Annotated in this window: 20 protein-coding genes and 1 riboswitch; of the genes, 14 read left to right on the forward strand and 6 right to left on the reverse strand. The window is 65.8% G+C overall.

Annotated features, from left to right (window positions below):
* Positions 1 to 37 precede the first annotated feature (37 nt).
* Positions 38 to 958, reverse strand: coding sequence for a DNA-binding response regulator (locus tag CAP37_RS20470; protein WP_086126591.1), 921 nt, complete (start codon positions 956 to 958; stop codon positions 38 to 40).
* Positions 942 to 4367, reverse strand: coding sequence for an ATP-binding protein (locus CAP37_RS20475; protein ID WP_086126594.1), 3426 nt, complete (start codon positions 4365 to 4367; stop codon positions 942 to 944). The genes CAP37_RS20470 and CAP37_RS20475 overlap by 17 nt, the downstream gene beginning before the upstream one ends.
* A gap of 148 nt (positions 4368 to 4515) precedes the next feature.
* Between CAP37_RS20475 and urtA the strand changes: the two genes are divergently transcribed.
* From urtA to CAP37_RS20510, 7 genes are all read left to right on the forward strand, one after another.
* Positions 4516 to 5784, forward strand: coding sequence for an urea ABC transporter substrate-binding protein (urtA, locus tag CAP37_RS20480; protein ID WP_086126597.1), 1269 nt, complete (start codon positions 4516 to 4518; stop codon positions 5782 to 5784).
* A gap of 60 nt (positions 5785 to 5844) precedes the next feature.
* Positions 5845 to 6759 (forward strand): urea ABC transporter permease subunit UrtB, encoded by a 915-nt coding sequence (urtB, locus tag CAP37_RS20485; RefSeq protein ID WP_086126600.1) that lies wholly within the window; start codon positions 5845 to 5847, stop codon positions 6757 to 6759.
* 24 nt (positions 6760 to 6783) lie between these two features.
* The gene (gene urtC / locus CAP37_RS20490; protein WP_086126603.1) at positions 6784 to 7989 is read left to right on the forward strand and encodes an urea ABC transporter permease subunit UrtC; all 1206 of its coding nucleotides are present in this window, start codon (positions 6784 to 6786) and stop codon (positions 7987 to 7989) included.
* Between the two features lie 19 nt (positions 7990 to 8008).
* Positions 8009 to 8752, forward strand: coding sequence for an urea ABC transporter ATP-binding protein UrtD (gene urtD, locus CAP37_RS20495; RefSeq protein WP_086126606.1), 744 nt, complete (start codon positions 8009 to 8011; stop codon positions 8750 to 8752).
* A 10-nt stretch (positions 8753 to 8762) separates the two neighbouring features.
* A complete protein-coding gene (gene urtE, locus CAP37_RS20500; protein ID WP_086126608.1) occupies positions 8763 to 9452 on the forward strand; it encodes an urea ABC transporter ATP-binding subunit UrtE in 690 nt (229 codons plus the stop codon).
* Positions 9453 to 9494: 42 nt separating this feature from the next.
* Positions 9495 to 10721, forward strand: a complete 1227-nt coding sequence (gene fmdA, locus CAP37_RS20505; RefSeq protein WP_086126610.1) for a formamidase — start codon at positions 9495 to 9497, stop codon at positions 10719 to 10721.
* A 114-nt stretch (positions 10722 to 10835) separates the two neighbouring features.
* A complete protein-coding gene (locus CAP37_RS20510; protein ID WP_086126613.1) occupies positions 10836 to 11177 on the forward strand; it encodes a zinc ribbon domain-containing protein in 342 nt (113 codons plus the stop codon).
* Here CAP37_RS20510 and CAP37_RS20515 read toward each other — a convergent pair.
* On the reverse strand, positions 11171 to 11680 hold the full coding sequence (locus CAP37_RS20515; RefSeq protein ID WP_086126616.1) for a hypothetical protein: 510 nt from the start codon (positions 11678 to 11680) through the stop codon (positions 11171 to 11173). The genes CAP37_RS20510 and CAP37_RS20515 overlap by 7 nt on opposite strands.
* 133 nt (positions 11681 to 11813) lie before the next feature.
* Between CAP37_RS20515 and CAP37_RS20520 the strand changes: the two genes are divergently transcribed.
* The 5 genes from CAP37_RS20520 (at position 11814) to CAP37_RS20540 (ending at position 18755) form a co-directional block, all read left to right on the forward strand.
* Positions 11814 to 12854, forward strand: coding sequence for an aliphatic amidase (locus CAP37_RS20520; RefSeq protein WP_086126619.1), 1041 nt, complete (start codon positions 11814 to 11816; stop codon positions 12852 to 12854).
* Positions 12806 to 13666, forward strand: coding sequence for a CbbQ/NirQ/NorQ/GpvN family protein (locus CAP37_RS20525; RefSeq protein ID WP_086126622.1), 861 nt, complete (start codon positions 12806 to 12808; stop codon positions 13664 to 13666). Before CAP37_RS20520 ends, CAP37_RS20525 begins: the two co-directional genes overlap by 49 nt.
* 3 nt (positions 13667 to 13669) lie before the next feature.
* Positions 13670 to 15307 (forward strand): VWA domain-containing protein, encoded by a 1638-nt coding sequence (locus CAP37_RS20530; RefSeq protein WP_179190307.1) that lies wholly within the window; start codon positions 13670 to 13672, stop codon positions 15305 to 15307.
* A 7-nt stretch (positions 15308 to 15314) separates the two neighbouring features.
* Positions 15315 to 15412, forward strand: a riboswitch (S-adenosyl-L-homocysteine riboswitch).
* A gap of 31 nt (positions 15413 to 15443) precedes the next feature.
* Entirely contained in the window at positions 15444 to 18182 is a 2739-nt protein-coding gene (gene metH, locus CAP37_RS20535; RefSeq protein ID WP_086126628.1) for a methionine synthase, read from the forward strand.
* 171 nt (positions 18183 to 18353) lie between these two features.
* Entirely contained in the window at positions 18354 to 18755 is a 402-nt protein-coding gene (locus tag CAP37_RS20540; RefSeq protein ID WP_086126631.1) for a DoxX family protein, read from the forward strand.
* 24 nt (positions 18756 to 18779) lie between these two features.
* Here the strand turns inward: CAP37_RS20540 and CAP37_RS20545 are convergent, their stop codons facing one another.
* The 3 genes from CAP37_RS20545 to CAP37_RS20555 form a co-directional block, all read right to left on the reverse strand.
* Positions 18780 to 20219 (reverse strand): NAD-dependent succinate-semialdehyde dehydrogenase, encoded by a 1440-nt coding sequence (locus CAP37_RS20545; RefSeq protein ID WP_086126634.1) that lies wholly within the window; start codon positions 20217 to 20219, stop codon positions 18780 to 18782.
* Between the two features lie 85 nt (positions 20220 to 20304).
* Positions 20305 to 21546: a type II toxin-antitoxin system HipA family toxin gene (locus CAP37_RS20550; protein ID WP_306297843.1), complete on the reverse strand. Its 1242-nt coding sequence runs from the start codon at positions 21544 to 21546 to the stop codon at positions 20305 to 20307.
* Positions 21547 to 21590: 44 nt separating this feature from the next.
* Positions 21591 to 23144, reverse strand: coding sequence for a YifB family Mg chelatase-like AAA ATPase (locus tag CAP37_RS20555; RefSeq protein WP_086126637.1), 1554 nt, complete (start codon positions 23142 to 23144; stop codon positions 21591 to 21593).
* Between the two features lie 408 nt (positions 23145 to 23552).
* Here CAP37_RS20555 and glnK point away from each other — a divergent pair, with 408 nt between their 5' ends.
* Positions 23553 to 23891, forward strand: coding sequence for a P-II family nitrogen regulator (gene glnK / locus CAP37_RS20560; RefSeq protein WP_086126640.1), 339 nt, complete (start codon positions 23553 to 23555; stop codon positions 23889 to 23891).
* A 31-nt stretch (positions 23892 to 23922) separates the two neighbouring features.
* Positions 23923 to 25359, forward strand: a complete 1437-nt coding sequence (locus CAP37_RS20565) for an ammonium transporter (protein ID WP_086126643.1) — start codon at positions 23923 to 23925, stop codon at positions 25357 to 25359.
* The last annotated feature ends 69 nt before the right edge of the window (positions 25360 to 25428 follow it).

Raw genomic sequence — 25428 nt, forward strand, 5'->3', positions numbered from 1 at the left:
GCGCCAGCGCAGCCAGGCGTGGCGCCACTTCGCTCGCTCAATCCTGCGGCAACAGCCGTCCCGCAATCGCTGCCGCCGCCGACCGCGTCTCCACCCCCAGCTTCTCGAACACATGCTCCAGGTGCTTGTTCACCGTGCGGTGGCTCATGCCCAAGATGTCGGCGATGTCGCGGTTGGTCTTGCCTTTGGCGAGCCACGAGAGCACCTCGGTTTCGCGCGGGGTCAGGGCGACGTCGCGCAGGCGCTGGGCGGCGGCGTTTTCCAGCGGGCTCCAGCTCAACAGCAGCATCGATTCGCCCAAACTCCCCTGGCCGAGGTGGCGGGCGAGCAGGCGGCCCTGGTCGCGGTCGCGGGTGGCGGTGCCATCGCGGCGGGCGGTGGCCAGCCATTGCGCAGCTTGCTCCAGTGCCGCAGTGCCGGTGCCGAAGGCGCGCTCGAGCCACACCATGGCCTGGGGCGATCGCCAGGCCATGCGGCCCAATGAATCCAACACCACGCTGCCGAGGCCTGCCACGTCCACCGCTTCCTGCGCGAGCCGCGCCACGCGGGCGTTGCGCACGTGGGTGGCCAGGCGGGCCATCACCTCGGGAATGCGCAGCGGCTTGACCACATAGTCCACGCCGCCGCTGGCGAAGCCGCGCAAGATCGGTTCGCTGTCGGACAGGCCGGTCATGAACACCACCGGCACGTGCGACCAAGCCGGTGTGGCCTTGATGCGCTGGCACAGGTCGAAGCCGTCCATGCCGGGCATCACGGCGTCGAGCAGCACGCCATCGGGAATCGCCACCTCGAAGCGTTCCAGCGCTTCGTCGGCGTCGCGTGCCGCCAGCACCACATAACCTTCGGCCACGAGCGCGTCGCCCAGCATGCGCAGGGTGTCGAGGGAATCGTCCACCACCAGAATCACCGGCTGGGTGGTCGGGGTGTCGGGCGGCGCAGTTTCAGACCAGGGTGTCATCGTCTGAGAGTTCCTCGGTGTCCCTGAGGTATTCGATCAGGGTTTGAAAGTCGAAACGGTCTGCGCAGGATTGCAGCAGGGCCAGTGTGGCGGCGTGGGCGGGCTCGGCACCCTGTGCTTGCCAGAGCCGCTGGCGCAGCGCGGCGGCCTGGCCTTGCCGCGCCAGCCGTTGAAGTTCTTCGCGCAGCGCCTCGGGCAGCGGCAGGCCGCTCACGCGCTGCCGGGTGCTGCTCTCGGCCGACAGGGCGGGGGCTTGCTCGGTGACCCAATCCAGCGCCAGCGCGTCGCGCAAGGCGTCCAGCAATTCGGACTCGGTCATGGGTTTGGCGACGAAGCCCTGGTAGTCGAGCGCCTTGAACTCTTCGGGCCGGTTGTCGATGAGGTTGGCCGAAACGAACACGATCGGCAGGCGAGAAGAAGGCAGCAGCTTGCGCACCGCTTCGGCGGTCTGCCAGCCGTCGAGCCCGTCCATGGTCAGGTCCAGCAGCAGCAGATCGGGTGGGTGCTGTTCGATGATCTCCAGGCATTCCTGGCCGCTCGCCGCCTCGCGCACCACGAAGCCCAGCGGCATCAGGATGCTGGCGAGCAACTGGCGGTGCAGCGGCTGGTCGTCCACCACCAGCACGGTGCGGCGTTCGCCCAGGTAGCCCGTGACCGCGCGCAAGGTCGACGGAATCGGCAGCGGGTGCTTGGGGTCCGACGGAATCGGCGGCAGGTAGAGGCGCAGCGAGAACGTGCTGCCATGTCCCTGCCGGCTCTTGAGCAGCAGTTCGCCGCCCATCATGTCGGTGAGCAGGTGCGTGATGGTCAGGCCCAGGCCGGTGCCGGAATCGCGCGCGCGCCGGCCAGCGCTGCCGCGCTCGAACGGTAAAAAGATGCGCTTCTGGTCCTGCGCGGCAATCCCGATGCCGGTGTCCACCACGTCGATGCGCGCCACCTGCTGGCGGAAGTCGAGCTTCAGCGTCACTTCGCCCTCGTCGGTGAAGCGCACCGCGTTGCTCAGCAGGTTGATAAGGATCTGCCGCAGGCGCTTGGCATCGGCGCGCACCCAGGCGGGCAACTCGCCTGCGCGGTGCACCGTGAACTTCAACCCCTTGGCTTCGGCCTGCGGGCGGATCATGCGCTCCACGTCTTCCAGCAGCTGACCCAGCGGCAGGGGCACCGGATCCAGCCGCAGGCGGCCGGCTTCGATGCGCGCCAGATCGAGCGAGCCGTCAATGAGGGTGTGCATGTGCTGGCCGCTGCGCTGCATGGTGGCAATCGTCTCGCGCACCCACACCGAGATGTCGCTGTTCTTCAGCAGAATCTGTGCGTAGCCCAGGATGCTGGTGAGTGGCGTGCGCAGCTCGTGCGTCATGCCCGCCACGTAGCGCGTCTTGGCCTGGCTAGCGGCCTCGGCGCGGTCGCGGGCCGACTGCAGTTCGGCATCGGTGCGCTTGTGCGCGTCGATCTCCAGCATCAGCAGCTGCGTCTGGCGTTCCGATTCGTCCTGCGCCATGCGCCGGCTGTCGGTGGTGAGCACCACCCACCAAGAGCACACCGCCGCGAACGGCACCAGGAAAGCATAGATCTTGAGGAGGGGCAGTTGCAGTGTTTCGGCCGGCGCGTGCAGGCTCTCCTGCACATACACCATGCCGATCAGCACCGCCATGATCGCGCTGATGGACAGCCACACCGTGAGGAACTGGCCAGCCCGGAAATTGATGCGCACCGCCAGGCCCCGGGGCAGCATGGCCGTGATCAACGCGCGCACCTGGTCGATGGCGCGCGAGTTGGTCTTGCAGCGGTCGTGGCAGCGCGATTCGAGCGAGCAGCACAGCGAGCAGATGGGCGCGCGGTAGGCCGGGCAACTGGCCATGTCTTCCGATTCAAACTGGTTCTGGCACACCGCGCAGCGCACCACCTCACCCGGCTTCCACTCGGCCGATGGCGTGCGGGCCAGGTAGTAGCGGCCTTTGGTGGCCCAGGCCAGCAGGGGCGCGAGCAGCAGCGCCAGGCCCAGTGCAATGAAGGGTGAAAACGCGGCGGCTTCTTCGCCCATCACCCCCGTGTAGGCCACGCTGGCCACCAGTGCCGCAATGATCATGGAGCCCATGCCCACGGGGTTGAAGTCGTAGAGGTGCGCACGCCGGAACTCGATGCCCTTGGGGCTCAGGCCCAGTGGCTTGTTGATGATCAGGTCGGCCACCAGCGCACCCACCCAGGCAATGGCCACGTTGCTGTAGACGCCCAGCACCTTCTCGATGCCGGCGAACACGCCGAGCAGCATCAGCAGCGTGGCAATCGCCACGTTGAACACCAGCCACACCACGCGCCCGGGGTGGCTGTGCGTCACCCGCGCAAAGAAGTTGGACCACGCGAGCGAGCCCGCATACGCATTGGTCACGTTGATCTTGATCTGCGCCAGGATCACGAACACCACCGTCATGAGCACCGCCAGGCCCGGGTGGCCCACGGCCTCGGTGAACCCGGCCAGGAACATCTGCGTGGGCTCGGCGGTGCGCTCGGGCGCCACCTCGAACTGCATGGCGGCAAACGCGAGAAAGGCACCGCCCGTCATCTTGAGCATGCCCATCACGATCCAGCCGGGCCCGGGAATCAGCACGGCCAGCCACCAGCGCACGCGGTTCTGGCGCGTGCGCTCGGGCATGAAGCGCAAAAAGTCCACCTGCTCGCCAATCTGCACCACCAGCGAGAAGATCACCGCCGCTGCCGCGCCGAACATCAGCGGCTGGAACTGATTGCTGCCCGAGCGCAGGCCCGTGAGGCTGGAAAAATCGCGGTACATCTGCGGCTGTGAGAGCGCGATCCACACAAACGGCAGCAGCAGCAGAAACAGGTACAGCGGCTGCGTCCAGGCCTGCAGGCGCGAAATGAGCGTGATGCCGCGCATGGCCAGCGGAATCACCACCACCGCCGAGATCAAGTAGCACTGCGGCAGCGGCCAGTCGGTCGCCATCTGCAGCGCCAGCGCCATGATCACCGCCTCCAGCGCGAAGAAGATGAAGGTGAACATCGCGTAGATCAGCGACGTGATGGTGGAGCCCAGGTAGCCAAAGCCCGCACCACGCGTGAGCAGGTCCATGTCCAGCCCATAGCGCGCCGCGTAGTAGGCAATGGGCAGGCCGGTGAAAAAGATGATCGCGCCCACCACCAGGATCGCCCACATGGCATTGGCGAAGCCGTAGTTCACGGCGATGGCGCCGCCGATGGCTTCCAGCGCCAGGAACGAGAGCGAGCCGAACGCGGTGTTGGCCACCCGCCACTCGCTCCATTTCCGGAAACTGCGCGGCGTGTAGCGCAGGGCGTAGTCCTCCATGGTCTCGTCGGCCACCCACGAGTTGTACTCCCGGCGGAACCGGAAGATTTTCTGGGTGGCCACGGGCGTGGCGGACTCGGGCAAGGGCATGCCCTGCACGCTAGCAAGAAGCGTCCCCGCCGCACAGATGCGCGCTCTACGTTATTTGACGTATGGGACGCGGGGGGTGTTTTCCCTAGTCTTCAACCCAGTCGGCACGTCGCCGTTCTCACCCTCCCAACCGTTCCAGGAGCCCCCCATGAAGCACCTCACCGATCCGAATGCCGTCTCCCTTGAAACCCCGGAAGCCAGCCGCCGCCGCGTGCTGCAGATGATGGGTGCCGCCGGCCTGGCCGGTCTGCCCGCCTGGAGCTTCGGCCAGCCCACTGCGCAGGTCAACACCACCAAGCTGGCCGTGACCGACACCGAAGTCACCGTCGGGCAGTTGCATTCTTCTACGGGCACGATGGCGATTTCGGAAACGGGTTCCATCCAGGCCGAGCAGCTCGCCATCGACGAGATCAACGCGATGGGCGGCATCCTGGGTCGCAAGATCAAGGTGATCAAGGAAGACGGCGCCTCCGACTGGCCGACCTTCGCGGAAAAATCGAAGAAGCTGCTGATCAACGACCGCTGCGCCGCCGTGTTCGGCTGCTGGACCAGCGCTTCGCGCAAGGCCGTGCTGCCGGTGTTCGAGAAGGAAAACGGCCTGCTGTACTACCCCACGTTCTACGAAGGCCTGGAGCAATCCAAGAACGTGATCTACACCGGCCAGGAAGCCACACAGCAGATTCTGTACAGCCTGGACTGGGCACAGAAAGAGAAGAAAGCCAAGACCTTCTTCCTGATCGGTTCCGACTACATCTGGCCGCGCACCTCGATGAAGATCGCGCGCAAGCACATCGAGAACTTCCAGAAGGGCAAGGTGGTGGGCGAGGAGTACTACCCGCTGGGCAGCACCAACTTCGGCTCGCTGATGAACAAGATCAAGCTGCAGAAGCCCGACTGCATCTTCGCCGCCGTGGTCGGTGGCTCCAACGTGGCCTTCTACAAGGCGCTCAAGGCAGCCGGCATCACCGGCGACAAGCAACTGCTGGTGACGCTCTCGGTGACCGAGGATGAAATGACCGGCGTGGGCGGTGAAAACTTCCAGGGCTTCTACTCGTCCATGAAGTACTTCCAGTCGCTCGACAACGAGAACAACAAGAAGTTCGTGGCCGCATTCAAGGCCAAGTACGGCAAAGACGCCGTGATCGGCGACGTGACGCAGGCCGGCTACCTCGGCCCCTGGCTGTGGAAGGCCGCGGTGGAGAAGGCCAAGAGCTTCGACGTGGACAAGGTGGTGGCCGCCTCGCGCACCGGCATCGAGCTCAAGACCGCACCCGAAGGCTACGTGAAGCTCGACCCGAACCACCACCTGTGGAGCAAGTCGCGCATCGCCATGGGCATGCCGGACGCGACGTTCAAGGTCGTAGCCGAGTCACCAGAGTTGATCAAGCCCGATCCATTCCCCAAGGGTTATCAGTAAGCCCACCCACGCCGCGGCGCGCGTGCGCCGCGGTGCGTCCCTTTGCCTTGGAGATCTGAAATGAGTTTCAACGACCTGCTCAACATCGGCCTGATGCAGGGCTTCGCGGGCCTGAGCCTCTTTGCGGTGCTGCTGCTCATGGGGCTGGGCCTGGCCATCATCTTCGGGCAGATGGGCGTGATCAACATGGCGCATGGCGAGTTCATGACCATCGGTGCCTACACCATCTTTCTCGGCTCCACGCTCGCCAACTCCATCAGTCCCGGCGCCGTGGCCGCCTACTTTCCGTTTGCCATCGTCGCGGCCTTCGTGTTCGCCTTCGCCGCTGGCTGGTTCATCGAGTGGGCGCTGATCCGCCACCTGTACAAGCGCCCGCTCGACACGCTGCTCGCCACCTGGGGCATCAGCCTGGCGATGCAGCAATGCTTTCGCACTTTCATCGGGCCGAAGGAAGTGAGCCCCACGCTGCCCGACTGGCTGCTGGGCTCGTGGGCACCCGCCGAGGGCCTGGACATCCCCATCAACGGCATGTTCGTGCTCGCCCTCACCGCGGTCGTCACGTGTGGCGTGCTGATTGCCCTGCACAAGAGTCGCTGGGGTCTGCGGGTGCGCGCCACGGTGAGCAACCGGGTGATGGCCAACGCCACCGGCATCGACACGAAAAAGACCGATCGCCTCACCTTCGCCATTGGCTGTGGCATTGCCGGCGTGGCGGGTGCGGCCTTCACCACCATTGGCTCCACCGGCCCCACCTCGGGCTCGCTCTACATCGTCGACGCTTTCCTGGTCGTCACCTTCGGCGGCGCGGCCAGTCTGCTGGGCACCGTGGTGTCCGCCTTCGGCATCGCGCAGACGCAATCGATCACCGAATTTTTCATGGCCGGCTCCATGGCCAAGATGCTCACGCTCTCGCTCATCGTGGTGATCCTGATGCTGCGTCCGCAAGGCTTGTTCGCATCCAAAGTGCGTCGCTGAATTTTTGACTCCCGGAGTACGTTCATGAACGCCCTGAAAGCCTGGATCCTTCGCTACCAGCTCGCCAGCCTGGTGCTGCTGACGGTGCTGCTCGCGGTGGTATTGCCACTCAGCCTCGACATCTTCCGACTCAACCTGGTGGGCAAATACCTCACCTACGCGTTTGTCGCCATCGGCCTGGTGATGCTCTGGGGCTACGGCGGTGTGCTGAGCCTCGGGCAGGGCGTGTTCTTCGGCCTCGGCGGCTACGCCATGGCCATGTTCCTCAAACTCGAAGCCTCAGACCCCGAGAGCACCAAGATCCAGTCCACCCCCGGCATTCCAGACTTCATGGACTGGAACCAGATCACCGAGCTGCCCGCGTTCTGGGTGCCGTTCAAGAGCTTTCCGTTCGCACTGGCCGCCGTCATCGTGGTGCCCACGCTGCTGGCCTGGCTCATCAGCTTCGCCATGTTCAAGCGCCGCGTCGGTGGCGTGTATTTCGCCATCATCACGCAGGCGGTGGCGCTCATCCTCACCGTGGCCATCATCGGCCAGCAGGGTTACACCGGCGGCGTGAACGGCATGACCGACCTCAAGACGCTGATGGGCTGGGACACCCGCACCGACAGCGCCAAGTACATCCTGTACTACGTCTGCGTGGGCATGCTGGTGCTGTCCATGGTGGTGTGCCGCTGGATTCAGACCAGCAAGCTCGGCACGTTGCTGCTGGCCATGCGCGACAAGGAAGACCGTGTGCGTTTCTCGGGCTACGACGTGGCCGACTTCCGCATCTTCGTGTTCTGCCTGGCCGCCGCGCTGTCCGGCATCGGCGGCGCGCTGTTCACGCTGCAGGTGGGCTTCATGTCACCCAGCTTCGTGGGCATCGTGCCTTCCATCGAGATGGTGATCTACGCCGCCGTGGGCGGGCGCATGAGCCTGGTGGGCGCGGTCTACGGCACGTTGCTGGTCAACGCCGGCAAGACCTTCTTCTCCGAGAGCTTCCCGGACCTCTGGCTGTTCCTCATGGCCGGCCTCTTTATCGGAGTGACCATGGCCTTTCCCATGGGCCTTGCAGGCGTGTGGGAAGAACGCATCGTGCCCTGGTGGAAGGGTCGCCGTGCCGCGCTGCGCGATGCCTCTGCCTCGCGCCCCCAGCCGCCTTCGCCACCGCCCCACGCGCCCATGATGAAGCAACCCCCCACGACCACCGTGAAGCTGCCCGAAGGCACCAGCGGCCAGAGCGTCTAGGCCACACGGAACACACGAAATGAGCAACACCGACTTCGCCCTTTCCGTGGAAGACCTCACCGTCTCGTTCGACGGCTTCAAGGCCATCGACGACCTCACGCTCTACATCGACAAGAACGAGCTGCGCGTGATCATCGGCCCCAACGGCGCGGGCAAGACCACGCTGCTGGACCTGATCTGCGGAAAGACCAAGGCCAGCAGCGGCAGCATCAAGTTCAAGAACCACGAAATCATCCAGGTGGCCGAGCACAAGCGCGTGCGCCTGGGCATTGGCCGCAAGTTCCAGACGCCTTCGATCTACGAGAACCTCTCGGTGTTCCAGAACCTCGAAGTGTCGTATCCGTCCGGCCGCTCGGTCTGGGGCGCACTCGCCTTCACCGCCACGGCAGAAATCCAGGCACGCGTGAAAGCCGTGGCGCAGGAGATCAGTCTGGGCGACAAGCTCGACACCGAGGCTGGCCTGCTCTCGCACGGGCAGAAGCAGTGGCTGGAGATCGGCATGCTGCTGATGCAGGAGCCCGAGCTGCTGATGCTCGATGAACCCATTGCCGGCATGAGCGCGCGGGAGCGCGACCTCACCGCCGAATTGCTGCAACGCATCTGCCAGAACCGCGCCGTGATCGTGATCGAGCACGACATGGACTTCGTCAAGAAGATCGCCCACAAGGTCACGGTCATGCACCAGGGAAAGATCCTGGCCGAGGGTCCCATGGACCAGGTGCAGGCGGACCCGAAGGTCATCGACGTGTACCTCGGCCACTGAAGGAACCACCATGCTGAAAGTCAAGGACCTCGTCGTCGCCTACGGCCAGAGCCAGGCCCTGCACGGTCTCTCTTTTGAGACGCGCGAGAACGAATGCGTGGCCATCATGGGCCGCAACGGCATGGGCAAGACCACGCTGTTCAAGAGCCTCATGGGCGTGCTGCCCACCAAGACTGGCCATGTCTCGATCGCGGGCCAGGACGTGACGAACGACGAGAGTTTCAAGCGTGTGGCCAAGGGCCTGGCCTACGTGCCGCAGGGCCGCATGATCTTCCCCACCCTCACGGTGGAAGAGAACATCCAGACCGGACTGGAGAACGCGAAGGATCGCACCATTCCGGAAGAGATCTACGCGCTGTTCCCGGTGCTGTGGGATATGCGCCGGCGCAAGGGCGGCAATCTCTCGGGTGGCCAGCAGCAGCAGCTCGCCATTGCGCGCGCGCTCGTCACCGACCCCAAGGTGCTGCTGCTCGACGAGCCCACCGAGGGCATCCAGCCGTCCATCATCAAGGACATCGCCAAGGCGCTCAACGAGATCCGCAAGATGCGCAAGATCACCATCGTGGTCTCCGAGCAGGTGCTGTCGTTCGCCATGGATGTCGCTGACCGGCTGTTCGTCATCGAAGGTGGTCGCCTGGTGCACGAGACCGAGCGCGGCGACACCGACCAGCAGCGCATCAAGTCCTACCTGTCTGTCTGATCCCCACCCTTTCCCTGTCCACCATCGAAGGAGCAACACGCCATGGCCGAAACGCTGATCAAGGTCGACCTCACGAAGTCACCGCTGGAAAACGAGAACATCCACAACCGCTGGCACCCTGACATCCCCATGGCCTGCTGGGTCAAGCCGGGGGATGAATTCATTCTGGAAACCTTCGACTGGACGGGTGGCTTCATCAAGAACAACGACAGCGCCGACGACGTGCGCGACATCGACCTGACGACGGTGCATTACCTGAGCGGCCCGGTGGGTGTGAAGGGGGCCGAACCTGGCGACCTGCTGGTGGTGGACCTGCTGGACATCGGCGCCAAGGAAGACAGCCTCTGGGGCTTCAACGGCTTCTTCAGCAAGAAAAACGGTGGCGGTTTCCTGACCGAACATTTCCCGCAGGCCCAGAAATCCATCTGGGATTTCCACGGCATGTTCACCAGCTCGCGCCACGTGCCCGGCGTGAAGTACGCGGGGCTGATCCACCCCGGCCTCATCGGCTGTCTGCCCGACCCCAGGATGCTGGAGATGTGGAACACGCGCGAGCAGGCGCTGATCGATTCCGACCCCGCCACCAGCGGCCTGGCCAACCCGCCCTTTGCCGGCACGGCGCACATGGGCAAGATGACCGGTGCCGCGCGCGACAAGGCCGCCGCCGAAGGCGCGCGCACCGTGCCGCCGCGCGAGCACGGTGGCAACTGCGACATCAAGGACCTCTCCCGCGGCGCCAAGGTGTTCTTCCCGGTCTACGTGGAAGGCGCGGGCCTTTCCGTGGGCGACCTGCACTTCAGCCAGGGTGATGGCGAGATCACCTTCTGCGGCGCTATCGAGATGGCGGGCTGGGTGCACATGAAGGTCACGCTCATCAAGGGCGGCATGGCCAAGTACGGCATCAAGAACCCGATCTTCAAGCCCAGCCCGATCACGCCCACCTACAACGACTACGTGATTTTTGAAGGCATCAGCGTGGATGAGAGCGGCAGGCAGTACTACCTCGACGTGAACGTGGCCTACCGCCAGGCCTGCCTGAACGCCATCGAGTACCTGAAGAAGTTTGGCTACTCGGGCGCGCAGGCTTACTCCATCCTCGGCACCGCGCCGGTGCAGGGCCACATCAGCGGCGTGGTCGACGTGCCCAACGCCTGCGCCACGCTGTGGCTGCCCACCCAGATCTTCGACTTCGACATCAACCCCAACGCCAGCGGCCCGATCAAGCACATCGACGGCTCGATCCAGATGCCGCTGTCGCCCGACAAGTAAATTCCACCCCCGCGCCGCTTCGCGTCACCCCCTCAAGGGGGCCACACCTACGGCCCGGCAAAGCCGGTTCGGTGGTGCGTGCTGGCGAAGACACGCGAACCAAGGAGCTTGAATATGCCGACCTACGACTACGACTGCCCGTCCTGCGGTGGCTTCGATGCGTTCCGCTCTTTGAGTGAGCGCAACGAGCCAGCGACCTGCCCGGACTGCGGCACGGCTTCGGCGCGCGTGTTTGTGACCGCGCCGCGCCTGGCGCTCATGGACAGCGGCACGCGCTCGGCCATGGGTGTGAACGAGCGTGCGCGGCACGAGCCCAAGCGCTCGGGCGACTATGCGCGCCTGAAGCACCCGGCCGGCTGTGGGTGCTGCAGCACCGGCCGCAGCAAGGCGACGGTAACGGCACCGAACGGCGCAAAGGCCTTCCCCAGCAAACGCCCCTGGATGATCAGTCACTGAGCACGTCGGGGCCGAACTCCGGTCCCCGCGCGAACCAGCGGCCCATCGGCGGCAGGCAGCTGGCGCACCGGCACGGTGACGATCACGGTGCTGTGCTGGCGTCGTTCCTTCAGGTCGCCGTGGGCTTCGATGCGCAGTCCAAGTTCACCACCGCCGTCTGCCAGGCCGCGCAGCAGGTCGGCCACGGGAATGTGGCAGTCCCACGACCCCGGGTCCCGTGGACCGCAGGCCACGTGGGGGCGCAGGCGTGCCGGCCCGTCGGGGGTGCGGCGCACGAAGGGAAACACGTTGACCTGCTCCAGCGGGTCGGTGGCGATGAAGGTGAGCGTGAGGCGGGTCGAGGCTTCACCCAGGCTGGTGGGCGTCACGCCAAAGACGACGAAAGGGGCGTCGTTCGAGAGGTACTGGGTGACCGACGGATGCCCGTCCAGCGACGCGTGTGACTCGGCTGCCACGGCCGCCAGCAGGATCGCGCTCGCCAGCATCGCGTTCGCGGTTCGCATGTGGGTTGTCTCCTCTTGTGGAGCAGATTCTGACGCCATCGCCGGCTACGTCAATTGACGTATTCGCCACCTGCGAAGCGCCTCCCACAATGACCGAACTCCCATCCATTTCCAACAGCGAGCGCGTACAGCCATGATGCACGGCGACATTTCAAGCAGCAAGGACACGGTCGGTGTGGCCGTGGTGAACTACAAGATGCCCCGGCTGCACACCAAGGCCGAGGTGCTGGACAACGCGCGCAAGATCGCGGACATGATCGTCGGCATGAAGTCGGGCCTGCCGGGCATGGATCTGGTGATCTTTCCCGAGTACAGCACGCACGGCATCATGTACGACGCCAAGGAGATGTACGACACGGCCGCCACCGTGCCCGGCGCGGAGACCGACATCTTCGCCGAGGCCTGCCGCAAGGCGAAGGTGTGGGGCGTGTTCTCGCTCACCGGCGAGCAGCACGAGGAGCACCCCTACAAGGCGCCGTACAACACGCTCATCCTCATGAACGACCAGGGCGAGATCGTGCAGAAGTACCGCAAGATCATGCCGTGGGTGCCCATCGAAGGCTGGTACCCGGGCGACTGCACCTACGTGAGCGAAGGCCCCAAGGGCCTGAAGATCAGCCTGATCATTTGCGACGACGGCAACTACCCCGAGATCTGGCGCGACTGCGCCATGAAGGGCGCCGAACTGATCGTGCGTTGCCAGGGCTACATGTATCCCGCGAAAGACCAGCAGGTGCTGATGGCCAAGGCCATGGCCTGGGCCAACAACACCTATGTGGCGGTCGCCAATGCCTCGGGCTTCGACGGCGTGTACAGCTACTTCGGCCACAGCGCGCTGATCGGCTTCGACGGCCGCACGCTCGGCGAATGTGGCGAGGAAGACTACGGCGTGCAGTACGCCGCGCTCTCCACCAGCCTGATCCGCGACTTCCGCAAAAACGCGCAGAGCGAGAACCACCTCTTCAAGCTGCTGCACCGGGGTTACACCGGCCTGATCAATTCGCGCGAAGGCGACAAGGGCGTGGCCGCTTGTCCGTATGGTTTTTACGCCAACTGGATCAACGACCCCGAGGGCACGCAAAAGGCGGTGGAAGCGATCACGCGGCCCATGGTGGGCACGGAGGAATGCCCGATCGAAGGCATTCCCAATCCGTCCACCGCAGGCCACCGCTGAACGTGTCTTCCGCCGACCCGCTGGCCGACTGGCGCCTGCACGAGCAACCCTTTTACCAGCCAGTGGGCAGCGAGATCGCCGCGTTCGAGGCCGCGCGATCGGCGCGACTGCCGCTGCTGCTCAAAGGCCCTACCGGCTGCGGCAAGACGCGTTTCGTCGAGCACATGGCCTGGCGCCTGAAGCTGCCCCTGGTGACCGTGGCCTGCCACGAAGACCTGAGCGCGGGCGACCTCGCCGGCCGCTGGCTGCTCGACGCCCAGGGCACGCGCTGGATGGACGGCCCGCTCGCGCTCGCCGCGCGCCACGGTGCCATCTGCTACCTCGATGAACTGCTGGAAGCCCGCGCCGACACCACCGTGCTGCTGCACCCGCTGGCGGACACGCGCCGCGCATTGCCACTGGAACGGCGCGGCGAGCTGCTGCAGGCGCACCGCGATTTCCAGCTCGTGGTCAGCTACAACCCCGGCTACCAGGGCCTGCACCGGGACCTGAAACCGTCCACGCGGCAGCGCTTCGTGGCGCTCGGTTTCGACTACCCCGCACCCGCAGCGGAAGCCAGCATCGTGGCTCACGAAGGCGGTGCCGGCGACGAACTGGCCATGCGCCTGGTGCAGCTCGCCACGCGCACGCGCCACCTGCGCGACGAGGGTCTGGACGAAGGCGTATCCACCCGCATGCTGGTGCACGCCGCGCTGCTGGTGCGCGCCGGCCTCACGCCGCACGACGCCGCATTGCAGGCCATCGCCGAGCCGCTGAGCGACGACCCCGACGTGGGCGCCGCGCTTCGCGCTCTGGTGCGCGCGAGCTTCTGAACCGTGGATGCGCCGGGCCAGGTTCGTCGCGTGGCGCGGGCCTTGTGGGGGCGGCCCTTGCAGACCGCCTGGCAGCTCGCTGATCTGCGCGCCGATCGCCGCGCCGTGCTGACGCTGGAGGAGGGGACCGATCCCGTGCTGCACCTGCCTGTCCTTGTGGATGGTTCTTCCGATCTCTGGCTGGCCACAGCCGCGCACGCTGCTGCCCATCTGCGCTTCGGCGGCGAGCGGCAGTCGCGCAAGGGCCTCAAGCCCGTGCAGCAGGCGCTGCTCGGGGTGCTGGAAGACGCCCGGGTGGAGTGGCTCGCGTTGCAGGAACTGCCCGGCCTGCGCGCCGTGTGGTGGGCCTTCCATGCCGACGCGGCCGCTTTGCGCGGCGCCGGTTTCGAGGACCTGCTCGCGCGCCTGTCCGCCAGCCTGCTCGACCCTTCGCACGAAGACCCGCACGCCTGGGTGGCGCGCGTGCGCCGCCTGTTCTTCAAGCCGGATGGCCACACCCTCGCACTGCGCACGCCCGAGCAAGTGCGCGAAGCGGCCTCACTGCTCGGCAACGACATCGGCCAGATGCGCCTGCCCTTCAACGCCCGCACCTACAGCGTGCAAGCGCGCTACCGCGACGACAACACCCATCTCTGGTGGCCCGACGCGTCCCTGCCACCCTCTGACACCACGCTGCAGGCCGACGCCGCGCCACCCATCGAGGATGCACCCGCTGCATCGCCCGAACCGGCGCACACCGAGCCCGACGCCGTGCACGCCGAGTGGGACCACCGCATCGGCCGCTACCGGCCTCGCTGGTGCAGCGTGTACGGCGGCGCCACGCCCGCAGGACCACCGGCCTGGGCGCCCGGCGCGCTGGCCCAGGCGCAACGCTTGATGGTGAAACGCCTGGCGGGTCTGGGCGGCCCGTGGCGGCACGGCAGCGGTCGCTCCACCGAAGGCGACGAGCTGCACCACGCGGCGCTGATGGACAACGCGCTCGATCGGCGTGCCCTGCGCACGCCGGACCCGCGCATCCACCGCCGCCCCTGGCGGCCCCCGCCACCCCTGGCCGTGCTGCTGCTGCTGGACGCCTCGGCGTCCACCGCGCGCGCCGACGGGCGTGAGGGCAAGGGCGAAGGGGAATTGCTCGCGAGCATGCAGCGCAGCGCCGCCACCGCGTCGCTCGCCTTGCAGCGCCTTGGCCACCGCAGCGGCCTGTGGGCGTTCTCCAGCCAGGGCCGCCACCGCATCGACATGCCCTGCCTGAAACACTGGGACGAACAACTGCCCGCGCTGTCTCGCCTGCGCGGTGGCGGTTCCACCCGCCTGGGCGCTGCGCTGCGCCATGCGGTGCACCTGTGTGAGCTGGACGCGCGCCAGCATCCGGGCTGGCAGCACGTGGTGGTGGTGCTGACCGACGGCGAGCTGCACGACATCGACGTGCACGACCCGGGATATCTGACCGCCGACCTGCAGCGCGCCGCGCGCGAAGCCCGGTCGCTCGGCGTGGCGGTGCGGGCGCTGGTGTTCGAGCCCGGTGATGCCCGCACGCTGGAGAACACACTGGGACGGCGAAATGTCACATGTTGCACGACCACCGCGGGCTTGCCCCGTGCGCTGACGGGCCTGCTGGCGACGGCGCAGCGATCCAAAGGCTAAAATCGCACCTCTCAAGGAGCGTTGCAGCGCCGGCGGGTTTTCACAGCCCCCACCGTGCGTCAGGCTTGAGTGGGCGCGAACAGGCCCAAACGGCGCTCACCCAGTCTGTTGTCCGCAACCTGCCTTGGTGAGTCTCATGTCCTCCGATACCGCTTCCCCGTCCCCGTCCGTTCCTCCCATGCTGCTCTCTGGCCTGGAGCCGCTGCGCATTGGCGAAGGGAGCCTGTTTGTAAACGTGGGCGAGCGCACCAACGTCACCGGGTCCAAGGCCTTTGCCCGCATGATTCTGGAAGACCGCTTCGAGGACGCCCTGGCCGTGGCGCGTCAGCAGGTGGAGAACGGGGCCCAGATCATCGACGTCAACATGGACGAGGCCATGCTCGACAGCAAGGCCGCCATGGTGCGATTCCTCAACCTGATCGCGGGCGAGCCCGACATCGCGCGCGTGCCGGTGATGGTGGATTCCTCCAAGTGGGAGGTGATCGAGGCCGGGCTGCGCTGCGTGCAGGGCAAGGGCGTGGTGAACTCGATCAGCATGAAGGAAGGCGAGGACGAGTTCCGGCGCCAGGCCGGGCTCGTCAAGCGCTATGGCGCGGCTGCCGTGGTGATGGCCTTCGACGAAAAAGGCCAGGCCGACACCTACGAGCGCAAGATCGAAATCTGCGAGCGCGCCTACCGCATCCTGGTCGACGAGGTGGGCTTCCCGCCGGAAGACATCGTCTTCGACCCCAACATCTTCGCCATTGCCACCGGCATCGAAGAGCACAACAACTACGCGGTCGACTTCATCAACGCCACGCGCTGGATCAAGCAGAACCTGCCGGGCGCCAAGGTGAGTGGCGGCGTGTCCAACGTGTCGTTCAGCTTCCGCGGCAACGACCCGGTGCGCGAAGCCATCCACACCGTGTTCCTGTACCACGCCATTCAGGCCGGCATGGACATGGGCATCGTCAACGCCGGCATGGTCGGCGTGTACGACGAGCTGGAACCCGAGCTGCGCGAGCGTGTGGAAGACGTGGTGCTGAACCGGCGGCCCGATGCGGGCGAACGGCTGGTGGACGTGGCCGAGAACGCCAAGGGCGCCGCGCGCGACGACAGCAAGAAAAACGAATGGCGCGCGCTGCCCATTCGCGAGCGCCTTTCTCACGCGCTGGTGCGTGGCATCAACGACCACATCACCGAAGACACCGAAGAGATGTGGCGCGAGATCGAAGCCGGTGGCGGCCGCCCGCTGAATGTGATCGAAGGCCCGCTGATGGACGGTATGAACGTGGTCGGCGACCTGTTTGGCCAGGGCAAGATGTTCCTGCCGCAGGTGGTGAAGAGCGCGCGCGTGATGAAGCAGGCCGTGGCGCACCTGCTGCCTTACATCGAGGCCGAGAAGCTGGCGCTGCAGGCTTCCGGCGCCGACGTGAAAGCCAAGGGCAAGATCGTGATCGCCACCGTGAAGGGCGACGTGCACGACATCGGCAAGAACATCGTCACCGTGGTGCTCCAGTGCAACAACTACGAAGTGGTGAACATGGGCGTGATGGTGCCCTGCCACGAAATTCTGGCGATGGCCAAGGCCGAGGGCGCCGACATCGTGGGCCTCTCGGGCCTGATCACGCCGAGCCTGGAAGAGATGCAGTACGTGGCCGGTGAGATGCAGAAGGATGCGCATTTCCGCGAACGCCGCATCCCGCTGATGATCGGCGGTGCCACCACCAGCCGCGTGCACACGGCGGTGAAGATCGCACCGCACTACGAAGGCCCGGTGGTCTATGTGCCCGATGCCTCGCGCAGCGTGAGCGTGGCGCAGGGCCTGCTGAGCGATCAGGCCGCCGCGTACATCGCCGAGTTGTACGCCGACTACGACAAGGTGCGCACCCAGCACGCCAACAAGAAGCAGACGCCGCTGTGGCCGCTGGAGAAGGCGCGCGCCAACAAGACGCCGATCGACTGGAAGGCCTACACGCCCGCCAAGCCCAGGTTTATTGGCAAACGCGTGTTCAAGAACTTCGACCTGAACGAGATCGCGCGGTTCATCGACTGGGCTCCGTTTTTCCAGACCTGGGACCTCGCCGGCCCGTTCCCCGAAATCCTGAAGGATGAGGTGGTGGGCGAGGAAGCGCGGCGCGTGTTCAGCGATGGCAAGCGCATGCTGCAACGCCTGATCGAAGGCCGCTGGCTCAGCGCGAGCGCGGTGGTCGGGCTGTACCCGGCGAACTCGGTGCGCGACGACGACATCGAGCTCTACACCGACGAGAGCCGCAGCGAAGTGGCACTGACGTGGCACGGGCTGCGACAGCAGGCCGAGAAGCAGGAGATCGATGGCGTGATGCGGCCCAGCCGCTGCCTCGCCGACTTTGTCGCACCCAGAGGCGTGGCCAACGACTACGTGGGGCTTTTTGCCGTGACGGCGGGTCTGGGCGTGGAGAAGAAGGAAAAGCAGTTCATCGACGACCACGACGACTACTCCGCCATCATGCTCAAGGCCATTGCCGACCGCATGGCCGAGGCGCTGGCGGAGTGCATGCACCACCGCGTGCGCACCGACCTCTGGGGCTATGCGGCCGACGAGGCGCTGAGCAACGAAGAACTCATCAAGGAAAAGTACCAGGGCATCCGCCCTGCACCGGGCTACCCGGCCTGTCCGGATCATTCGGTCAAGCGCGGCATGTTCGAGCTGCTGCAGTGCGAAGACATCGGCATGACCCTGACCGAAAGCCTTGCCATGACCCCCGCCGCCAGCGTGAGCGGCTTCTACCTCGCCCACCCCGAAAGCACCTACTTCAATGTGGGCAGAGTTGGCGAAGACCAGGTGGAAGACCTGGCCGCGCGCAGCGATGTGGCGCGAAATGAGCTGCAGCGCTGGCTGGCGCCGAACCTCTGATCGGTCGCGGCGCCACATCGACGATGTCTCCACGGCAGAGCTGCGAAAGTTGCTGCCCTGACCGAGGGCGCTAGCTGCGTGACGTCAACTGCGCGGGAACCGATTCGTCGGGCTCGAGTCAGCCTTCAGTGACAATCGCCCGTTCTTCAATCACCGTCATTTCTTCAGCCAATGAACGCACTGAACAATCTCTTCAACCAACCCCGCCTCGGCATCATCCTCCTGCGCTGGACGCTGGCCATCCTCATGATCTTCCACGGTTGGGCCAAGGTCACCGGCGGTGTGGGTGGCATCGAAGGCATGCTGGTCGCCAAGGGCTTGCCCGGCGCGCTTGCCTACGGTGCCTACTTGGGCGAACTGATTGCGCCACTGATGTTGCTGGTGGGTTTCTGGGTGGTGCCGGCGGCGCTGGTGATCGCCATCAACATGGTGTTCGCCCTGGTGCTCGCGCACTCAGGTCACTTCATGGACATCACGCAAACCGGCGGCTGGCGGCTGGAGCTGCAGGCGTTCTTCCTGATGACGGCGCTGGTGGTGGCGTTCACGAACCGCCTGGGTCCGAACAAAGGATGAGCACCACCAGCACGTCGCCGACGATTAAACGTTCATGATCGTCACGGCCCGCGCGTTCAGGTAGGCATCCATCGCCTCCGGCCCACCCTCGGAGCCGTAGCCCGAATCCTTGATCCCGCCGAACGGCATTTCGGCCGAAGGCATGGCGGGCATGTTCACCCACAGCATGCCCACTTCAACGCGGCGCGCCAGCAGGTCAGCGTTCTTGAGTGAGCGGGTGAAGGCGTAGCCGGCCAGCCCGAACGGCAGGCGGTTGGCCTCGGCAATCGCTTCCTCCAGCAGGTTGAAACTGCGCACGGCGGCCATGGGGCCGAAGGGTTCGTCGTTGAACACCCGGGCGTTCAGCGGCACGTCGGTCAGGATGGTGGGCTGCCAGAAATTGCCGGCCTCTCCGATGCGCTCACCACCGGTGGCGAGTGTGGCACCTTGTTCCACGGCATCCCTGGTGAACTCGGCCATCGCGGTCACACGGCGCGGGTTGGCCAGCGGGCCCATCTGCGTGCCGTCGGCGGTGCCATCGCCCACGGCCAGGCCCTTGGCCTGCTTCACGAGTGCGGCGGAAAACTCTTTCGCGATGCTCTCGTGCACGAGGAAACGCGTGGGCGAGATGCACACCTGCCCGGCGTTGCGAAACTTCGCGGCGCCGGCGGCTTTCACGGCCAGGGCGATGTCCGCGTCCTCACAGACGATCACCGGTGCGTGGCCGCCCAGCTCCATGGTCACACGCTTCATGTGCTGGCCGGCCATGGCGGCCAGTTGCTTGCCCACCGGGGTGGAGCCCGTGAACGTGATCTTGCGGATCACGGGGTGCGCGATCAAGTAGGTGGAGATTTCGGCGGGCGTGCCATAGACCAGACCCAGCACGCCGGGCGGCAGGCCGGCGTCGGCAAAGGCGCGCACCAGCTCGGCGGGCGCAGCCGGGGTTTCTTCGGGCGCCTTCACGATCATCGAGCAGCCGGTGGCCAGCGCGGCGGCCAGTTTGCGCACCACCTGGTTGATGGGGAAGTTCCAGGGCGTGAACGCGGCCACCGGGCCGATCGGGTCCTTCAGCACCATCTGGCGCATGGCCAGGTTGCCGCGCGAAGGCACGATGCGGCCATACACGCGCAGGCCTTCGTCGGCGAACCAGTCGATGATGTCGGCGCCCGCCAGCACCTCGCCCTTGGCTTCAGCCAGCGGCTTGCCTTGCTCAAGCGTGAGCAACCGGGCGATGTCGCCCGCGCGTTCGCGCAACAAGACCGCGGCCGCGCGCATGGTCTTCGAGCGGTTGATGGCGGGGGTATCGCGCCAGGTCTCAAAGCCCTTCTGAGCGGCATCCAGCGCCAGGTCCAGGTCGGCCTTGCGCGCATGCGCCACGCGACCGATTTCCTGGCCGGTGGCCGGGTTGAACACCGCCAGCGATTCGCCAGCAGTGGCTTCGCGCCATTGGCCGTGGATGAAGAGAAGCGTGTTCGGATAGCTCATGTCTTGTTCCTGAAAAGAAGGGCTTCGGTTGCGTAGAACCGGGAACCATACCAGTTGCGCGGCAATGGCGTGCAGGCCAGACGGCTCAGGCGGACAGCAGTGCTTTTCGCTGATCGAGAAGGAACGGCCGGTCGATCTGGTCCCCCAGCAGCGTGATGGTGTTCCCATCCACGCCAAGGGATGAGAAATGGGATCGCCAACCTTCCACCACGCGCGCCACGCGTGCGGCCTCGTCTCGCGCCTCGCGCCCCGTCAGTCCGTAGGATGCCGACATCGACAAGGCGTTGTCCACATGGCTCACAGCGCCGTCGTCGCCCACACCCATGGACTGATAGCCCAGCGCCTGGCCAGCAGGCAACACGTCGAACGCGGGGCTCAGACGGTATTGCTGGTTGTCCATCGCCAGCAGCGCGTGGTTTTTTTCGTGGTCGTCGGTGTTGTCGATCAGGATGTTGAACACCAGTCGGCGAAACAGCTCTTGCATGTCCTGCCGGTGCAGGTCACCGGTCACCACGCCGCGGCGGCGCAACCACTGGGCCAGGGCGGGGTAGCTCATCTCGCTGCCCGCAGCGCGCAGCGCCACATGGGCAGAAATGGCGTGCAGGCGCTGGTCATGCGCGCGGTCGAAGCGTTCAACGGCCACCGCAGTTCCGCGGGCCAGCGCAATGGCGCGCGTGCGTGCCACACGGATGCCGGCCATGGAGGCCAGTGTCATGCTCGCATGCTCGATCAACCCGTCCTGCGAGCCGGCTTCTTCGCCAAATTTCAATACCCAGGCCTGTCCGTCCACCTGCATCAGCGCCTTGGGCCGCGCACCGCCCATGGTGGCGCCAGGCGCGATCAAGCGGCGTTCGTGCTCCTGCATCGGCGCACCGATCTGCACCTTTCGGACCAATGCGTGGACTTGTTCCACTTCGCCCAGGGAGGGCAGGGCGGGCTGTGTGTGGGGGAGGTACCGATCGGAGTCTTTGGACACGCCGAGTGCGCCAAAGCGGTCGTCCCCAGTGAAGTACAGCAGCTCCAGCAGCGACATTCGTGGCGGTCGCTCCAACAGCCTGATCACGCGTTCACCCCAGTTGCCCGGCCGAGTGTCTTCGACCGCACCTGCCACGCAGTCCTTTGCGGGAGGATGGTGCTCTCGTTCGAGGAAAGGAAGGTCTTCGCTGAGCGCAAAACCCTGGCGCAGCCAATGAGTTGTATAGCGAAGCGAAACGCCGCGTCCAGACATCACCAGATTCAACTCCCCCACCAGCGCTGGCTGCCGTGGTCGTCCGAGGTACCAGAGATACAACCTATCGGGCGGCTGGTATGGCATGGCGTCGCCCATCAAGGTAAATCAAGCTCGGATTTCCTCTGGCTGGGGTATCTGGCTCAACCACCCTGCTGCAGAACCCGCCGGTACTGCACCGCCTCCGCCACATGCCCCACCCCCACCGTCTCCGTGCCGGCCAGATCGGCAATGGTGCGGGCCACGCGCAAAGCGCGGTGGGTGCTGCGGGCGCTCCAGCCCAGGCGCGCGGCGGCGTTGTTCAGGAACTGGATGGCCTGGGCGTCGGCACGGGCGTGTTCGGTGAGCGCCTGTCCGGCCAGGGCCTGGTTGGCGGTGCCCTGTCGGGTGTCAGCCCGCGCGCGGGCAGCGATCACACGCTCACGCACCGCCGCGCTGCTCTCGCCCTTCACTTTGTCGTCCAGCAGATCGCCGGGTGCCAGCGCGGGCACTTCCACGTGCAGGTCGATGCGGTCGAGCAAAGGCCCGCTGAGCTTGCCCTGGTAGCGCGAGATCTGATCGGGCGTGCAGCGGCAGGCCCGGGTGGGGTGGCCCAGAAAGCCGCAGGGGCACGGGTTCATGGCGCCGATGAGTTGAAAGCGGGCCGGGAACTCGCTCTGCATGGCCGCGCGCGAAATGCGGATGTGGCCGCTCTCCAGCGGCTGGCGCAAGGCCTCCAACGCGGTGCGCGGGAACTCGGGCAGCTCGTCCAGAAACAACACACCATGGTGGGCCAGCGAGATTTCTCCCGGGCGCGGAGGTGAGCCCCCACCCACCAGCGCGACCGCACTGGCGCTGTGGTGCGGCGCGCAGGTGGGCCGCTGGGCCCAGCGCTCCAGCGTGAAGCGGCCCGCCAGCGAAGCCACCGCCGCGCTCTCCAGCGCCTCGGTGGTGCTCATGGGCGGCAGCAGGCCGGCGAAGCGCTGCGCCAGCATCGATTTGCCCGAACCCGGCGGTCCCACCATCAACATGCTGTGGCCGCCGGCGGCCGCAATCTCCAGTGCGCGGCGCGCGGCGGCCTGGCCTTTCACGTCCGCCAGGTCGGCACAGGCCGGGTCCACGGACACCAGGGTCGGCACCAGGCGCGCCCAGCCGCCGTCATCGGGTGGCTCGGCGTGGTCTTTACCTTCAGGGAGGAAGCGGGCCACCACATCCAGCAAGTGGCGGGCTCGGTACACCTCGGCCTGGGGCACCAGCGCGGCTTCTTCGGCGCTGCCGGGTGGCAGCACCAGCCGGGCGGGCGCTTCGTGGGGGCCGGCGTCGCGGTGCAGGGCCAGGCTCATGGCCAGCGCGCCGCGCACCGGGCGCAGTTCACCGCCCAGCGAGAGTTCGCCGGCAAACTCCCAGCCCGCCAGCCGCGAGCTGTCAATCTGGCCACTGGCGGCAAGGATGCCGAGCGCGATGGGCAGGTCGAACCGGCCCGAGTCCTTGGGCAGGTCCGCCGGGGCGAGATTCACGGTGATGCGCTTGTTGGACGGGAATTCGAGCCCTGCGTTGGCAATGGCCGAACGCACCCGTTCGCGCGCTTCCTTCACTTCGGTGTCCGCCAGCCCCACCAGGGTGAAGCTGGGCAGGCCGTTGGCCAGATGAACTTCCACACAAACGGGCCGTGCTTCCAGACCGAGCAGCGCACGGCTGTGCACCAATGACAAACCCATCGCCGATTTCTCCCTGTTTCGGTGCGTTTTTGGGGCCAACGCGTGTGAAGGGACACGGCCGGCGCAACGCACTCATTTGGTGCGCACGGCTTTGGGGTGGCAGTCCTGGCCGGTGCGAAGGCGCGGATGATGGCACAGCCGACGTGGAGCGAGCGATACCCGATACCCGCACCGGCATGGGGAAGTAGGTGAATGCGGTCCATTGGACGGACCAAAGGTGACGGGCACTCAGCTCGCTGGCATGGTCCGTGCTTGGGGGTGTAAGCGATTGATTCAAGCCCAGGGAGTTCCCATGAAACAGTCCGCTTTCCGTGTTTGGTCTGCCTCCGGGGTAGATCAAGCCCGTTTCACCATCGGTGTCGGCCTCGCGGCCTGATCACCCTCCTGTTCTAGAAGAGGAATCACAGCATGAAAATGGTTTCAGCCATCATCAAGCCGTTCAAGCTGGACGAGGTGCGAGAAGCACTTTCCAGCATGGGCGTGCAAGGCATCACCGTCACCGAGGTCAAAGGTTTTGGGCGTCAGAAGGGCCATACCGAGCTGTACCGCGGTGCTGAATACGTGGTCGATTTTCTGCCCAAGGTGAAGATCGAAGCCGCCGTGTCCGACGAGCTCGTCGAGCGCGTGATCGAAGCCATCGAAGGTGCCGCACGCACCGGCAAGATCGGCGACGGCAAGATTTTCGTCACCTCCCTGGAACAGGTGGTGCGCATCCGGACCGGCGAGACCGGCAAGGAAGCGCTTTGATCACCGCCACTGGAAAAGAAAGATCACCGAAATGAAAAAACTCATTGCAACCCTGTTCCTGGGCATGGGCCTGGCCTTTGGTGGCCTCAACGCCATCGCTCAAACCGCGGCACCGCCCGAGGCGCCTGCGGCCTCTGCGCCTGCAGCCACCGAAGCGCCTGCTGCCATGCCGGCGCCCGCCGCCGAGGCTCCTGCTGCCGCCGCGCCCGCCGAAGCACCCGCTGAGGCTGTCAAGGAAACCATGGACAAGGGCGACGTGGCCTGGATGATGATTTCCACCGTGCTCGTCGTCCTCATGGTCGTGCCGGGTCTGGCACTGTTCTATGGCGGCCTGGTCCGCAGCAAGAACATGCTGTCGGTGCTGATGCAGGTGATGGTGGTGTTCTCGCTCATCGTTGTGCTGTGGGCCATTTACGGCTACAGCCTGGCGTTCGGCGGAGAAGGCCTGATCATCGCCAACCTCGACAAGGTGTTCCTGCTGGGCATCAAGTCCGACACCATGTCGGCCACCTTCACGCCTGGCGTGGTGATTCCCGAGCTGATCTTCGTGACCTTCCAGGCCACGTTCGCCGGCATCACCTGCGCGCTGATCGTGGGCTCGTTCGCCGAGCGCATGAAGTTCGCTGCCGTGCTGCTGTTCTGCGCCCTGTGGTTCACCTTCAGCTACATCCCGATCGCTCACATGGTGTGGGGCGCTGGCGGCTACCTGTTCGACAAGGGCGCGCTGGACTTCGCAGGCGGCACCGTGGTGCACATCAACGCCGCCATGGCAGGCCTGGTGGGCGCCTACATGCTGGGCAAGCGCCTGGGCTACGGCAAGGAATCCATGGCGCCTCACAGCCTGACGCTGACCATGGTCGGTGCCTCGCTGCTGTGGGTGGGCTGGTTCGGCTTCAACGCCGGCTCCAACCTGGAAGCCAACGGCGGCGCGGGTCTGGCCTTCATCAACACGCTTCTGGCCACCGCCGCTGCCGTGCTGGCCTGGTGCATCGGTGAAGCACTGGGCAAGGGCAAGGCGTCCATGCTGGGCGCAGCGTCCGGCGCCGTGGCTGGTCTGGTGGCCATCACCCCGGCCTGCGGCTCGGTGGGCCCCATGGGCGGCATCATCATCGGCCTGGTTGCGGGCTTCCTGTGCCTCTGGGGCGTAAATGGTCTCAAGAAGATGCTGGGCGCGGACGACTCGCTCGATGTGTTCGGCGTGCACGGCGTGGGCGGCATCGTGGGTGCGCTGCTCACCGGTGTGTTCTCTGCCGGTTCGCTCGGTGGCATCAAGGGCGACGACTACTCCATCGGCAGCCAGCTGCTGGTGCAGGCCGAAGGCGTGCTGATCACCATCGTGTGGTCGGGCATTGTGGCCTTCATCTGCTACAAGATCGTCGACATGATGATCGGCCTGCGGGTGACGGAAGAAGCCGAACGCGAAGGTCTGGACATCACGGCCCACGGCGAGACTGCCTACAACCGCTGATACCAGCGTTCTCCAAGGTTTTGAAAACCCGCGTGCCGAAAGGCGCGCGGGTTTTTTTATGGAGCGCAG

The sequence above is a fragment of the Hydrogenophaga sp. IBVHS1 genome (assembly GCF_002127265.1).
Lineage (GTDB): Bacteria > Pseudomonadota > Gammaproteobacteria > Burkholderiales > Burkholderiaceae_C > Hydrogenophaga.

Coding starts and splice junctions, on each gene's coding strand:
- fmdA (WP_086126610.1), top strand. CDS start 9,495: ATGGCCGAAACGCTGATCAAGGTCGACCTCACGAAGTCACCGCTGGAA.
- CAP37_RS20510 (WP_086126613.1), top strand. CDS start 10,836: ATGCCGACCTACGACTACGACTGCCCGTCCTGCGGTGGCTTCGATGCG.
- glnK (WP_086126640.1), top strand. CDS start 23,553: ATGAAAATGGTTTCAGCCATCATCAAGCCGTTCAAGCTGGACGAGGTG.
- CAP37_RS20470 (WP_086126591.1), bottom strand. CDS start 958: ATGACACCCTGGTCTGAAACTGCGCCGCCCGACACCCCGACCACCCAG.
- CAP37_RS20545 (WP_086126634.1), bottom strand. CDS start 20,219: ATGAGCTATCCGAACACGCTTCTCTTCATCCACGGCCAATGGCGCGAA.
- CAP37_RS20565 (WP_086126643.1), top strand. CDS start 23,923: ATGAAAAAACTCATTGCAACCCTGTTCCTGGGCATGGGCCTGGCCTTT.
- urtC (WP_086126603.1), top strand. CDS start 6,784: ATGAACGCCCTGAAAGCCTGGATCCTTCGCTACCAGCTCGCCAGCCTG.
- CAP37_RS20520 (WP_086126619.1), top strand. CDS start 11,814: ATGATGCACGGCGACATTTCAAGCAGCAAGGACACGGTCGGTGTGGCC.
- CAP37_RS20550 (WP_306297843.1), bottom strand. CDS start 21,546: ATGGGCGACGCCATGCCATACCAGCCGCCCGATAGGTTGTATCTCTGG.
- urtB (WP_086126600.1), top strand. CDS start 5,845: ATGAGTTTCAACGACCTGCTCAACATCGGCCTGATGCAGGGCTTCGCG.
- urtE (WP_086126608.1), top strand. CDS start 8,763: ATGCTGAAAGTCAAGGACCTCGTCGTCGCCTACGGCCAGAGCCAGGCC.
- CAP37_RS20475 (WP_086126594.1), bottom strand. CDS start 4,367: ATGCCCTTGCCCGAGTCCGCCACGCCCGTGGCCACCCAGAAAATCTTC.
- metH (WP_086126628.1), top strand. CDS start 15,444: ATGTCCTCCGATACCGCTTCCCCGTCCCCGTCCGTTCCTCCCATGCTG.
- CAP37_RS20555 (WP_086126637.1), bottom strand. CDS start 23,144: ATGGGTTTGTCATTGGTGCACAGCCGTGCGCTGCTCGGTCTGGAAGCA.
- CAP37_RS20525 (WP_086126622.1), top strand. CDS start 12,806: ATGCCCGATCGAAGGCATTCCCAATCCGTCCACCGCAGGCCACCGCTG.
- CAP37_RS20540 (WP_086126631.1), top strand. CDS start 18,354: ATGAACGCACTGAACAATCTCTTCAACCAACCCCGCCTCGGCATCATC.
- CAP37_RS20515 (WP_086126616.1), bottom strand. CDS start 11,680: ATGCGAACCGCGAACGCGATGCTGGCGAGCGCGATCCTGCTGGCGGCC.
- urtD (WP_086126606.1), top strand. CDS start 8,009: ATGAGCAACACCGACTTCGCCCTTTCCGTGGAAGACCTCACCGTCTCG.
- urtA (WP_086126597.1), top strand. CDS start 4,516: ATGAAGCACCTCACCGATCCGAATGCCGTCTCCCTTGAAACCCCGGAA.